This window comes from Trichocoleus sp. FACHB-591, from assembly GCF_014695845.1.
In the GTDB taxonomy this organism is placed as follows: Bacteria; Cyanobacteriota; Cyanobacteriia; order FACHB-46; family FACHB-46; genus Trichocoleus.
Map to the genome: position 1 here is coordinate 339,839 of NZ_JACJPA010000045.1, position 12,600 is coordinate 352,438.

The 12,600-nt window shown below is 49.4% G+C and carries 11 protein-coding genes; 7 read left to right on the forward strand and 4 right to left on the reverse strand.

Features of this window, described 5'->3' with window-relative positions; genetic code table 11:
- Positions 1-46: 46 nt before the first annotated feature.
- The 3 genes from H6F90_RS09720 to H6F90_RS09730 form a co-directional block, all read right to left on the reverse strand.
- Positions 47-2,245, reverse strand: a complete 2,199-nt coding sequence (locus H6F90_RS09720) for a polysaccharide biosynthesis tyrosine autokinase (RefSeq protein WP_190552277.1) — start codon at positions 2,243-2,245, stop codon at positions 47-49.
- Between the two features lie 43 nt (positions 2,246-2,288).
- On the reverse strand, positions 2,289-3,371 hold the full coding sequence (locus tag H6F90_RS09725) for a glycosyltransferase (protein WP_190552278.1): 1,083 nt from the start codon (positions 3,369-3,371) through the stop codon (positions 2,289-2,291).
- A gap of 110 nt (positions 3,372-3,481) precedes the next feature.
- Positions 3,482-3,715 carry a hypothetical protein gene (locus tag H6F90_RS09730; RefSeq protein WP_190439566.1) on the reverse strand — a complete coding sequence of 78 codons (234 nt, stop codon included), beginning with the start codon at positions 3,713-3,715 and terminating at the stop codon, positions 3,482-3,484.
- A gap of 1,217 nt (positions 3,716-4,932) precedes the next feature.
- On the opposite strand from H6F90_RS09730, the gene H6F90_RS09735 reads away from it, so the two are divergent.
- Together H6F90_RS09735 and H6F90_RS09740 are read left to right on the forward strand one after the other, a co-directional pair.
- Entirely contained in the window at positions 4,933-5,328 is a 396-nt protein-coding gene (locus H6F90_RS09735) for a phosphomannose isomerase type II C-terminal cupin domain (protein WP_242024409.1), read from the forward strand.
- A 110-nt stretch (positions 5,329-5,438) separates the two neighbouring features.
- A complete protein-coding gene (locus H6F90_RS09740) occupies positions 5,439-6,968 on the forward strand; it encodes a serine/threonine-protein kinase (protein WP_190552279.1) in 1,530 nt (509 codons plus the stop codon).
- A 60-nt stretch (positions 6,969-7,028) separates the two neighbouring features.
- Here H6F90_RS09740 and H6F90_RS09745 read toward each other — a convergent pair whose 3' ends face one another.
- Positions 7,029-7,589, reverse strand: coding sequence for a pentapeptide repeat-containing protein (locus tag H6F90_RS09745; RefSeq protein ID WP_190552280.1), 561 nt, complete (start codon positions 7,587-7,589; stop codon positions 7,029-7,031).
- 441 nt (positions 7,590-8,030) lie between these two features.
- Here H6F90_RS09745 and H6F90_RS09750 point away from each other — a divergent pair, with 441 nt between their 5' ends.
- From H6F90_RS09750 to H6F90_RS09770, 5 genes are all read left to right on the forward strand, one after another.
- Positions 8,031-9,311 carry a pentapeptide repeat-containing protein gene (locus tag H6F90_RS09750; RefSeq protein ID WP_190552281.1) on the forward strand — a complete coding sequence of 427 codons (1,281 nt, stop codon included), beginning with the start codon at positions 8,031-8,033 and terminating at the stop codon, positions 9,309-9,311.
- Positions 9,312-9,371: 60 nt separating this feature from the next.
- A complete protein-coding gene (locus H6F90_RS09755; RefSeq protein WP_190552282.1) occupies positions 9,372-9,866 on the forward strand; it encodes a hypothetical protein in 495 nt (164 codons plus the stop codon).
- Positions 9,867-9,929: 63 nt separating this feature from the next.
- On the forward strand, positions 9,930-10,526 hold the full coding sequence (locus H6F90_RS09760) for a L,D-transpeptidase (RefSeq protein WP_370587983.1): 597 nt from the start codon (positions 9,930-9,932) through the stop codon (positions 10,524-10,526).
- A 101-nt stretch (positions 10,527-10,627) separates the two neighbouring features.
- The gene (locus tag H6F90_RS09765; protein ID WP_190552283.1) at positions 10,628-11,680 is read left to right on the forward strand and encodes a PRC-barrel domain-containing protein; all 1,053 of its coding nucleotides are present in this window, start codon (positions 10,628-10,630) and stop codon (positions 11,678-11,680) included.
- Between the two features lie 95 nt (positions 11,681-11,775).
- Positions 11,776-12,552 (forward strand): DUF559 domain-containing protein, encoded by a 777-nt coding sequence (locus tag H6F90_RS09770; RefSeq protein WP_190552284.1) that lies wholly within the window; start codon positions 11,776-11,778, stop codon positions 12,550-12,552.
- Positions 12,553-12,600: the final 48 nt, after the last annotated feature.

The window sequence follows — 12,600 nt, forward strand, 5'->3', positions numbered from 1 at the left end:
GAAGTTGATAGATTCAAAGATTCAATCCACGGCAACACGCAGATTACTAGGCAGACCTAGCGTAGGGTAGATAGTTATTCGCTGGCATTTCAGCGCCATTGGCAATTACGCCAACCATGTTGAGTTTGCTCAGCATGTTGGTGGCTTGAGTTAGCTCGCTACGGGTCACTTGTCCCATCCGTCCCACCATCAACACTCCACTACAGAAGGACGCTGTGAGAATGGCATCGACAATGCCCAAAACTGGCGGAGCATCCAGTAACACGAGGTCGTAGGATTCCTCAAAAGTAGAGATTAGCTCTACCATGCGGCGCGAACTCAGGAGCTTGGCGGGATCAGCGGGCGTAGGGCCAGCCGTCAAGATGGAAATGTTGCTATAGGCGATCGCTGGCTGAATATAACTGTGCTCCTCCGTAATGGGGCGATCGCTGGCCAGCAAGGTAGACAGTCCTTGCTCATTGGGCAGGTTTAGTTGTTTGTGCAAACTGGGACGGCGGAGATCCGCATCAATTAGCAGCACCCGTTGGTGCAAGCGAGCCGCACTCATCGCCAACCCTAAAGCCAGAGTCGATTTACCTTCACCAGATAGAGCGGAGGTAACTACCAAGGAGCTAAAAGGGAAGGTGGAGTTGAGTAGCTGAATGTTTTTGTAAATCAAGTCCAGCGATTCCCGGAAGGGAGGCCAATCTACGACTTGAAGCGTGGCAGGAGCCAAAGCGGGAGTTTTGCGGAAGGATAAATTGAGCATCGGCTCGCTAAAGCCAGAGCGAGGCACCGCCGGGATCAAGCCCAGTAAAGGTACTGCCACTTGTTTCTCCAGTTCATCGGAGCTGTGAACCGCATCATCAATACCCTCCCGGACAAAGGCGGCGACACTGCCCAGAATTAAGCCTGCTACCGCTCCTAGAAGTAAGTTTTGCTTTAGGCTCGGACCAATTTGGGTTCCTAGTTGAGCCGCTTCTACCACTTGCCAGTCAAAGCCACCCCGCGCAATTTCTAGCGCTAGTTCTTGCTTCGCTTTCAGCAACTGTTGCAGTGTTTCCCGACCGACTTCCACATTGGGTTGTAGCCGTCCATATTCCGCTAGCAAGCGGGGAAAGCGCTTGAGTTCTGCCGTTAATTGCTGTTCAGTTTGGCTCAAGCTCTGACCCCGAGCCTGTAAAGCTCTGGTATTGACCTGAGCCTCAACCAATTGAGTAATCAGCGTTAAGTCTGTTGCGCCTAGTTGGCCTGCTTTGAGTAAGTCGTTCCCTGAGGCGTTAAATTGCGCGGGAACGGTTCCTAAAACACGGCTGACCTCGGCCCGCAATAACCCAAGTTGTCGTTGCCGCTGCTCTAGCAAAGACTTAATGTGCGGGTCAAAATCCTTAAAGCGGAGCCGTTGCTGCTCTAGGGTTAATTCACTTTTTTGCAGCTCGTTCAGTAAGGTTTGGTAGCGTGACGATTGGCTCAAGCGAGAGGCAACCAAGGCTTCTTGGGGCGATCGCTTGACTTGCTGTTGCAAAGCCACATAACGAGCCTGCATATCCTTGAGCTGCGCCTGATTGGTGCGTTGTTCTTGCCGCACACTATTCAGCGCATCAAACAAAGCTTTCGATTGAGCTTCGGGATCAATTAGGTTTTGGCGATCGCGGAACTTCTCCAGCGCATCTTCCGCTTGATTTACCTGCCGTTGGACCTTCGGCACTTGGTCAGTAATAAAAGACAAACCTTTGGATAAGCGTTGCTGTTGCTGTTCCCGGTTGTAGTCTTGGTAAACCTTTTGAATGGCTTGCAAAACTTTTTTGGTTTTCTCTGGATCAGAATCGGTATAGACCGCCTGAAACACCTTGGTTTTGACTTTGTCCTCCATCAGCTGAGTCAAGACCAACGATTTTTGAATCTCCGCCACTGTAATCTCTGGGTATTGCGGCTTCAGAATCTTAACCGCCCGCTGCAAGAGATGAGAACTCCGCATCAGAGTCAGTTGTGTGGCATTGTCCACCTCAACCGTAGCGTCCGCGAAAGGGACTTCTGTACTGCCGTTTTCTCCTTTTTTGCTTTGGTAGTTGGATTCCACCAACAATTGCATGGAGCTTTGGTAAATAGGCTCAGCTAGAAATGTGAGGACCGCAGCGATCGATACAACGCCACTAAATACACCCAAGAGCCAGAAGCGTCGCCGCATCAGAACTGCAAACAGTTGTCCATATCCTGGATCAGTGTCAGCAGCCTCTATGAGCTTGCTTTCAGTTAGGTCTACCATCCCTCACCTCGGAAACAGTTCAACAATCAAATCATCCGCAATCTTAGTAACAAGCCTGCTCCATCACCTGATCGACTTGGTCAAAGAAGGCCTCTTCCGAAAAACGGCTCATGGCATGTTGGCGAATTTTGCCATAATCCCAAGTCATATCTGAGGCTGCAAATAAAGCAGTTTGCAGCGCTTCTGGTGTTTGCCGATTGAAAAAGACACCCGTTTTTCCCGGCACTTGGGTATCTAGCACTCCCCCAGCTCCATAAGAGATGACTGGAGTGCCGCTGACGTTGGCCTCTACGGGTACCAAACCGTAGTCTTCTAGAGCTGCTACTACTACTGAGCGGGCTTGCGCCATCAGTTGAGTGCGTTTGGCATCACTGACATGACCGAGAAATCGAATGTTGCTTAAGGCTTGAGCTTCTAAGCGCGATCGCTCTGGCCCATCACCTGTAATCAACAAAGGCCATCCCAGCCAGTTAAACGCCTCAATAATTACATCCATCCGCTTATAACTAATCAACCGAGCCGAAGCTAGATAAAAGTCTGCTTTGTGGTCAGCAAACAGAAATTTACTGCTGTCAATTGGATAATTAATTACTAGGGCAGGCTTGCCATAGATTTGCTGAATGCGCTTTGCTACCACACTAGAATTGGCAATATATAGATCAGGTTCCTGAGCATATTGCAAATCCAAATTTCGCATCTGGTGGAAAACATTTTCCAGCAGGGGATAGAACCTGTGATAGGTGCCATACTCCCGCAAATAAGTCTGGGTATCCCAAAGAAATCGCGTCACATTGTGGCAAAAACAAACATGACGTGATCCCGGGCCTTTTCTGACTGCTTTAGCGAAACTAGTACTACTGCTAATGATTAAGTCATAGTCCCGTAAATCCAGCGATCGAAATGCTGGAAAGTAGAACGGTGCCATCAATCGAAAGTATTTGCTAGCTCCTGGAATGCGCTGAAGTAAAGTTGTGTTGACAAAGCGATCGCCTAGGTCAATTGTTCGTTTAGGATCGTAGAGAGAGGTAAAAATATCGGCCTTAGGATATCGCTTGCAAAGCAGTTCAAAGACTCGCTCTGCACCACCTCGTTGCGTTAAATAGTCATGAACTAAAGCAACTCTCATGGCTAACCAAGAATCATGGATTACGGTTTTACCCGGAAGCCAGCCTTTAAACTAGATAGTTTTCAACTCTTATGTTGCGTCTAGTTAAGGCTAGTAAAAACATTCCAGGGCTAGAGGGAGATGGGGATCATTTCTACCTTTAGTGAGATATTTGATGTCTGTAGCAATCGATGCCAAATCCACTCTGGGCCTTTGGAAATACACCCAGGGCAGAGATCGCCACAGTTCTTTCCGCCTTCATTGCAAACGATAACTCTTGCTTCTTGCAACTCAAATTCTTGATTGCATAATAGGCAAGCTTGGTCTGTCAAGGAAGTGTTGTTACACTCAATTTGTAATTGCATAAACAATCCTCCTTGGCCTTAGCCAATCTGGTGTTTAAAACTCACTTGAAGCATGAATCAATAACTAATCAATATGCTCAGTTAAAATCCAACAATTGCAGGTAACAAAGCCTACAAAATTTGCTTAATCTAGGCTTTATTTGCAGTGTAGTTTAAGCAGGACAAAATCTTTGTAGTCCACCCTACCTAAGAACCTCAAGATAGCCTTAGAAACTGAACTAAAGGATATTAAGAAATAGGGTAGCAAGCTCAAAAAATCAGGTTCTTGGTTCCACAATTGACATATCTCCTAGCTCAATTACCTCTAGTAATGAAGAAACTGATCGACCGATTGAGTTTGGTTTATAGAGGTAGAGCAACTTCTGTAGCATTGGTTCTAAGCGAGATCTAGTGACGGGACTGACTCACTGGATACTCTGCCATGCACTGGAGGGAACAAACATAAAAGGGAACTAAAGCGTGTACGTTCAACGGTAGATGGCTTACGGGTGCTGATACAAAGCCATACACTTGGCACGTACCCTGTACTGCTAACGAGCGCAGCTTCTACGAACGATACGGAGTTTTTTAAGCGATCATCATCACCCTATGGAGTGATGTTGCTTTACATAACTAAATCTATCTACAGAGGGAGGCCAAGCTTGTCAACTCGCAAAACTCGGAAGTAGATGGCGATCGCACCTTTCCTAGCTGCAACCTTTCCTCGCTCTCTATCGTCTACCTCACTCAGTGCCTAACTGCATTTCCTAAACTGCTTAGCTAACCAGGATTGCAGTAGTTAATCTATTCGGCACCTCAAAGACTGACAGGGATAGGGTTTATGAAGTGAGAACAAATGCTGAATTGAAATAATTGTCGAGTTTAGGGTTATATTTTTCTGTGTTTCACCCTAATTTTTTAAGTATCTAATTTTCAGATTTGTCTTTTGAGTCTTGGTTCTTTAAGGGCAAACCTCCCTGTCTGACCGCAATACAGCTACAAAGTTCAACCCCAGATTCAATGTCAGACTCGATGCTAGAGATGAGTGCATGACATCAATTAGGATGACAACCCTCAGTAAACATTTGCTATGGTGTCCTCCAGAGTCAAAAGAGGTTTGTAAGGCAGCGCGATCGCTGGCTCAAATCCTCTAGATTTTTCGTTTTGAAGTAATTCCAGGGAGGAAAACTTTGGCTAAACCTCGAGAAATGACTCAAGTAACCTCACATCCTGCATCGATGGCTACATCCAGTCCTGTCTCGGCTAGTATCGCCGCCACCGAGCTACGTCCTTGGGGAGCTTTCACGATTCTCGAAGAAGGCAGAGGCTACAAGATTAAGCGCATTGAGGTCAAACCAGGTCATCGCCTCAGTCTGCAAATGCACCATCATCGCAGCGAACATTGGATTGTGCTCTCAGGTACAGCGCGGGTGCTTTGTGATGGCCAAGAATTAACCTTGTACAACAATCAATCTACTTATGTGCCTCAATGCACCCAACATCGGCTGGAAAACCCCGGCGTAATTCCGCTGGTCTTGATTGAAGTGCAAAACGGTGATTATTTGGGAGAAGACGACATTGTGCGGTTCCAGGATGATTACAATCGTCAGCCCAATTCGTCAGCCGCTTCTTAGCATTTTGAGGTCAGGTTAAATTTCCCAGATCCGAGCAACGACTTGTGTAAGATGACAATAAGATTTCTAATCTGACACAGACTCGCTGGCTGGGAAAGCACGCTCAATCAATGCCTCACTCCTCACCCATTCATCCGGACCTGATTTTAGACAAGCGGTACAAAATTGTTCGCATGTTGGGCCAAGGGGGCTTCGGACGTGTTTATTTGGCTGAAAACCTCAACCGCTTCCATGAATATTGCGTCTTGAAGGAATTTGCTCCCCAAGTTAAAGGGACAGCAGTTCTGCAAAGGGCGGCTGAGCTGTTTCAACGAGAAGCGGGGGTGCTCTACCAACTGCACCATCCCCAAATCCCGGAATTTCGCGAGTTAATTCAGACCCATTTAAATGGAGAAGATTATCTTTTCCTGGTTCAACAGTATATTGAAGGCCCGACTTACTGGGAACTGCTAGAGCAAGGACAAAAGTTTAGTGAACCGGATGCCCTGGGCCTCTTGCTCGATTTGTTGCCTGTGCTGGAGTACATTCACGCTCAAGGCGTAATTCATCGTGATATTTCTCCAGACAATTTAATTCAGCAGCGGTTTACAGGTAAGCCAGTTCTAATAGATTTTGGCGGTGTGAAACAGGTAGCGGCGACCGCAGTGCGCCAGTTGACCCAACAGCCCATCCCCACGCAGCTAGAGAAACCAGGTTACACCCCAATTGAGCAGAGATATGGCAAAGCTTCCGCAGCTAGTGATCTGTATGCTTTAGCCGTAACCATTTTGGTATTACTTACTGGCAAGAATCCAGCTGATTTATATGATGCTCACCAACGTACTTGGTGCTGGCGGCAAACCTTAAAGCTGAACTCTCAATTTGCTGCTGTATTAGAAAAGATGTTGGCAGAGCGCGAGTGCGATCGCTACACCTCCACTCAAGAAGTCAGACAAGCTCTCCAGCCTCTAGTGCGATCGCACCCGGTTTCTCAAGCCCAGACATTAGCAGTTGCCAGAGTTGCTCAACCTGCTCAGCCTACGGCTCCCGCTAGACAACCGAAAGCCAAGTCTAGTGTCTCTAGGGCAAAAACTTGGGTGGTTGCTCCGATCGCGCGGCAACCAGTCGCACCAACTCCTCCGCCAACGCCTCCCGCCCCTGCTCTTGCTCCTGCTCCGGTCAGCCCTGCACCGAGTTCGGTTCAGCCACCGAAACGGTCATTTTTGGGGTTTTTGGGCAATCTGGTTTCCTGGCTCGTGATTAAACCCATCTATTATTTATTACTCAAACCCATTTGGTACCTAGTCAAAAAACTGCTGATTTTAGGGATCAGTGTTTTGGTGTTCGTAGGGGTGAGTTATTGGTTTGGTCCTGCTCTGTTGGCTTGGCTAAAAGACTCGATCATCCCCAGTTCCCAAATTGCCGATTCCGTTGCAGGCTCCAGTTGCCAAGAGCAGGTGTTGAAACGTTATGAAGCCCTCAACCTGCCTACAGGCTCTTTCTATCCACAAGTGAATGAGAAGTTCTACGCTCAGCACCCAGAACTGAAAGGACGCACCTTAACGAGCAAGCCAGAAGACGCGCCCTTACGACAGGATTGGTGCCAAATTGCCGATGAAGTTTTGGACCAAACAGAGAGATCGCAACAGAAGCTGAAGTAATAGCGTTAGGAAAATTGCGATCGCGATCGCCAACACTTCCTCGACTCACCTAACCCCTGCCTAGCTGATTAGGGTGCTATCTCCACTCTCTAGAACGGTGTCTTCTAGTTTGGCATCCTCCAGTTTGGCTCCGGCTAGATTGACATCCTCTAGATTGGCTCCTTCTAGATTGGCGCGTTCTAGTGCCGCTTTGCTTAAATTGGCTTGATGTAGATTCGCCACCTCTAAGTCGGCTCCAGCCAAATTGGCTGCTTCTAAATCTGCCTCACTTAAGTCTGCTTCACTGAGGACTGCCCCCGCTAAGTTAGCAGCTTTCAGATCAGCTTGATCTAAAATCGCGCTGTCGAGCATGGCTCCTTCTAAAATTGCTTCATCGAGCACAGCATCACTCAAATCCGCACCACTGAGGTCAGCTTGGGTCAAATCCGCACCCTTGAGGGCAGCTCCGCTCAATGTTGCTTGGCTGAGGTTGGCCCGCCGCAAGTTAGCTCCATCCAGCATAGCTCCATGCAAAATGGCTCCACTCAAATTAATTCCTTCCAGAACAGCTCCTCTGAGGTCAACGATGCTAAAGTCTCGCTCTCCAGCACTGTAGCGTTGCACCAGTTCTTCCACATTCATCTGTGATCACTCCAGATTGATTAAACCAACGGTTAAATGACTCGCTGGCAGATTGCCTGAGCCAGCAATACAACAAAAGTAAGTGACCCGAAGTGCCCAAACGCCTGTCTAGAGGCACACCTTAGCAGATGGTGGTTCTCATTTCTGCCTGTGACCTAGAGGAGAGTGAGCCGAGGGCATTTGCTATTACTGAGCTAGGAGAATATTCGTTGTGCCAGTTTAGACGGTGGAATAAGGAAGCAACCACGAAAGTCTACTGATGGCTTAACCTAATGCAAGCGATTTTGCAGAGTGGCGATCGCTTGATTTAGACCAATCATGCTGGGAACCATTCACCCTGTTCAGACAACATTCTCAAGGGAGATGACAAGCTATATCATTTTTACTGATGCTAGTTATGCTCCCACGTCCCGATGTAGTTTGTGCGAGTAGGAGTTCTCCATGATAGAAACAGAGCACGAATTTCTGAGTCTGCTGGAACAAGGAGCAGACTCTTGGAATTCCTGGAGAGAGGAAAACCCTACGATCAAACCAGACCTCAGCAGAGCTTATCTGTTTGAGGCGAACTTAGCAGGGGCGAATCTGAGTGGTGTGGATTTGAGTCGCGCTTGCTTAATTGGCGCTAATTTGACAGGCGCAGATCTCTCAGGTGCCGATCTGCAAGGAGCTTATGCCAGTAGCGCCAAGTTGAACCAAGCTAATCTCTATCAAGCAAACTTAGAAGGTGCTGATCTCAGCCAAGCCAATTTAAATCACGCCAACCTGACAGAGGCGATCGCGATATCTACCAATTTCAATTTGGCTGCACTAACGGGAGCTTGCCTTGAAGGTTGGCAAATTAACAGCGCCACACAATTAGAAGACATCACTTGTAAATATGTTTACTGGCAAAGGGAGCAACAGCAACGACAACCTGCCAAGGGAAAGTTCAAGCCAGGTGAGTTGAGCCAACTCGTGCAGGCAGTTCCCCAAAACACTCGTTCGGGGCAAGTAGCTCAGCTCTCAACGACGGCGATCGCCCTGGGTAGCGTCACTACAACCGCTGCTGTTTTAACTCGGGCAGACAATTTGGATGCCCAATCTCCTCATCCCAGTCAAACCATCCCTGCTTTTACCCCACCACAGGAGCGTAAGTGGCGCTTAATTGCGGCAGGAGTACTGATTGGCATCAGCCTAACCGCAGTTGCCAGCACCATGATCCTCCGCTTGACCCAAGCTGAAGCGCCTACGGCACAAACGGATACAGCTCAGCGATCGCCCGCCACCGTTGCGAACTTGCCCGCTTTACCTTGCCAAGAACCACCGCCCCCTGCTTTGCTAAATCGTGCTCCTGACTACGAATACCAAACGGGGACGCAATACTTTGGCCCTCTAGCCAATGGCGAACCTACGGATGGGCGTGGCACGATGGCCTATAGCAGTGGCAATCGTTATGACGGCGAATATCGAAACGGCAAACGTAATGGCTGCGGCACCTTCACCTTTGCCAATGGCAGAAGCTATGTCGGGCAATTTCAGGACGACTGGTTTCAGGGTCAAGGCCTTTGGACTCTGGAGAATGGCGATCGCTATGTCGGAGAGTTTCGCCAAAATAAATGCAACGGACGCGGAACATTCATCTTTGCGGATGGTTCATCTCAATCTGGCACTTGGCAAAATGGTAGCTTGGTAGGCACTAATCTCTCTTGCGATCGCACACCCCTAGAAATGCCTCGCTCTTGAGAAAAGTATCTCCACCTCGCATCCATTAGAAAAAGCCCCGATTTTCAGGAGGACACATCCATGCGTCAGCAGTCACCCCACATCTTTCAGTGGCTCTGTGGTTCCGTCGTTTCGCTATCTGTGGTGAGTTTAGCGGTTGCGGCTCCTCTATCCGCTCAAGCTCAAGATGCACCGCCCCCCACTCCCGCTTCTGAATCTCCTGCTTCACCCAGGCCCACTTCCACCCCAGAACCTACACCCGCTCCAGAAGCCAGCCCCACCTCTCAGCCCACTAATACCTCTCAGCCTGCCACAACACCGCCAGGGTCTTTCGTCGTGCCAGCGATAGAGGAACCTGTTTCTACCCCTACTCCTGCCGCAGAAACATCTCCGACTTCAGAGCCTGTGACTTCTCCTCAAGCTCCCTCGAATATTGATGCTGCCCCGGTGGAAGAGAACGCAACACCAACAGATACTCCAACTGCCGCCCCAGAAGCTGAGCCAACTCAGCCAACTCAGGGCTCCGGAAGCACCCCAGCTCCGATCACTGATCCAAATCCTGCCGCTCTCTGGTAATTCCATTGCAGCAGCAGTAATTCCATCTCACTAGAATCTCGACCGTTAGGACAAAGCGTAGCCGTGTTTCCAGACCGTTCTCTGTGGGTTTGTTTTGGGGCAGCCATTTGCTTGAGTGCTGTTGCTACTCCAGCGGTTGCCCGAGTTGCTCAAACGAACCTCAACCGTAATCAAGCGCCGGCTCCTATGCCAGAGCTAAAAACTAAGGCGCTGACTCCCTATATTCCAGAGCTGCCTCCGATTCGTCCGATTCTGCCAGACGTGACGACGCAAGAAACTCGATTGGTGCTGAAGCTGAAGCAACGTCGCCTCTACGTCTACCAAGGCAAGCAACTCAAAGTCAGCTATCCGGTTGCAGTCGGTCGCTCTGGATGGGAGACGCCCACAGGTCAATTTCGAGTCATGGGGATGGTACAAAATCCTGGATGGACCAATCCTTTCACTCGAAAAGTGATGCCTCCAGGTCCTGGCAATCCTTTGGGCGATCGCTGGATTGCCTTTTGGACCGATGGTCGTAACTCCATTGGCTTTCATGGCACCCCCGATCGCGACTCTGTGGGTCAGGCGGCTTCGCATGGCTGTGTGCGGATGTTGAATGAAGACATTCGCGAATTGTATGAGATCGCGGTGTTGGGGACTCCCGTCAGGGTCGAGCTTTAAAGGGAGCGGAGTTGAGGGACGATCGCTGAGGGAAGTTCTGGATCTCACAATGCCTAGGATAGACTTGAAAGGTAAGGACATCACTTCACCTTAAGGTTTTCATGACGGCTGAAGCAGACGTTGTTAAGCAAAGCGACTTGCTCAATCAATTAGTCCTCGATCGCAACAACATGGAAGAGTTGGGGCGAGTCGATATGCTGTGGATGTATCCCGCAGCCCATCGCGTCCTCGGCTTTATTTGCAAGTCAGGCTTTTTAGGCGCAAAAAAGATTGTCTTTAAGCTGCCACAAATTCAGACACTCGGTACCAATAGCATTCTGGTGCATTCCCAACCAGAGGAAACCGACGGCGAAAAAGTGAAGCAGCTAGATTCATTGCTCAATTGCGAAGTCTGGAGCGACGCTGGTAACAAAGTTGGCCGCATCACCGATTATCGCTTCCAACTGAAAACCGGAGAAATCACGCAATATTTGTTTGTCTCTAGCGGCTGGAGTGGTATCACGGGAGATATCTATCAACTGCCTCCGAGCCGCATCATCAGCTTTGGGCGTAAGCGGGTGCTGGTCCCAGAAGGCGCGGTGAAGTCGTTTGAACTCTATCGACCTGGCATTAAACAAACGCTGAGCAAAGCCCGAAACATCCTCAAAGACGACTATATCTCGCTGGTGAAGCAAGCCCAAAGCCTGACAGAGCAAGCCAAAGAACGGGCACAGGCGATCGCGGAACAAGCCAAAGAAACAGCGCAAACTTTTACTGAACAACTCAAAGAAGAAACCCAAACCTTTACGGAGCAAGCGAAAACCACCAGTCAGACCGTGGCAGAGCAAGTGAAGGAGCGCACTCAAACGGTAGTAGATCAGGCAAATACAGGTTTTCAGAGCCCTTATCCGCCTAGTCAAGCGCCAACCACCCCAGAACCATCCGTCAGCCAACCTGCCGTCTCTCCTCCGCCTCCTGCCTCAACTCCTCAGCCTCAAGCAGCAACAACACATGCCTTTGCCGGCGAGGAAGACGATCCCTGGGACTTCCTAGAAGAGGATGAGCCTTTCACTCCCCCTCCCAGCTATCCAGAGACCTTCAGAAAAGTGGACACTAATCCCAGGACCAAGACAGAGATAGAGGATGGCGATGACGATGACGAACCTTGGATTTAAGCTAGAACTCTAGAACAGCTCTAGAACAGGTTATGAACTGCTGCTTTGAGGTGCGATCGCTGCACAAGTAGAGAATAATTTGCCATGATCGCAGTATGGAGCGATTTCCTACTGTTTTAATTCCTCCCGCGATCGCCGCTGCTGAATCTCCGTTGCAAGTTCAAGCAGCTTTGCAGCAAACTTTGCCGCCGATGGGAGTGCATATGAAGGCTCCCAAAGGTCATTCTGAAAGCCAGTTTGAGCATGATCTGTGGCGCTACTTTCCAGGCAAAATCCAGACGGGACTGCTGGTGAGTAACCCAGCGTGTAAGCAGCCCTATGTGCCAGACTTCGCTTACATTGATCAATCACTCAATTTACATATTGATCTTGAGATTGACGAGCCTTACGCTTACGGCACCCAGAAACCGATCCACTATCTCGGTTCTGCCAAAGACCAACAGCGAAATCAATATTTCCTAGACCAAGGCTGGCTGATCATTCGCTTCAGCGAAGAACAGGTAGTGCGATCGCCTGCAAGTTGTTGCAAAGCTGTAGCCAGCGCGATCGCCACCCTGCTCGGAGATAGCGCTATGCTGCATCCCTTTCGGCAGGTTGCTACGCTAAAGCCCCAGAAACGCTGGACTCAAGCAGAAGGGCAAGGTATGGCTGAACAAGCTTACCGGGAGAAATATTTAGTCGCTCAGCCTCCACCCCAGCCTCCAAAGAATTCTCAGTCGCGCCAATTACAAAAACAAGCATCTCGCCCTAGCACCCGTTTAATCTCCGCTAGTTTCACGTTCTACTGCCCAGAGTGCGGCGATGGCCCGATTCGCTGGCAAGGTCACTATGTCAGTTGCCCCACCTGCCACTACGATGAATTTGTTTTCTAGCTGGCCTGCCACTTGCCATCCTTCGCCCCACCTCGGAGGTGAGGAGAT

Excerpts from the sequence above, each read along its gene's own strand:
- H6F90_RS09745 (WP_190552280.1), bottom strand. The coding sequence starts at position 7,589 with ATGAATGTGGAAGAACTGGTGCAACGCTACAGTGCTGGAGAGCGAGAC.
- H6F90_RS09750 (WP_190552281.1), top strand. The coding sequence starts at position 8,031 with ATGATAGAAACAGAGCACGAATTTCTGAGTCTGCTGGAACAAGGAGCA.
- H6F90_RS09735 (WP_242024409.1), top strand. The coding sequence starts at position 4,933 with ATGGCTACATCCAGTCCTGTCTCGGCTAGTATCGCCGCCACCGAGCTA.
- H6F90_RS09730 (WP_190439566.1), bottom strand. The coding sequence starts at position 3,715 with ATGCAATTACAAATTGAGTGTAACAACACTTCCTTGACAGACCAAGCT.
- H6F90_RS09770 (WP_190552284.1), top strand. The coding sequence starts at position 11,776 with ATGGAGCGATTTCCTACTGTTTTAATTCCTCCCGCGATCGCCGCTGCT.
- H6F90_RS09765 (WP_190552283.1), top strand. The coding sequence starts at position 10,628 with ATGACGGCTGAAGCAGACGTTGTTAAGCAAAGCGACTTGCTCAATCAA.
- H6F90_RS09725 (WP_190552278.1), bottom strand. The coding sequence starts at position 3,371 with ATGAGAGTTGCTTTAGTTCATGACTATTTAACGCAACGAGGTGGTGCA.
- H6F90_RS09755 (WP_190552282.1), top strand. The coding sequence starts at position 9,372 with ATGCGTCAGCAGTCACCCCACATCTTTCAGTGGCTCTGTGGTTCCGTC.
- H6F90_RS09720 (WP_190552277.1), bottom strand. The coding sequence starts at position 2,245 with ATGGTAGACCTAACTGAAAGCAAGCTCATAGAGGCTGCTGACACTGAT.
- H6F90_RS09740 (WP_190552279.1), top strand. The coding sequence starts at position 5,439 with ATGCCTCACTCCTCACCCATTCATCCGGACCTGATTTTAGACAAGCGG.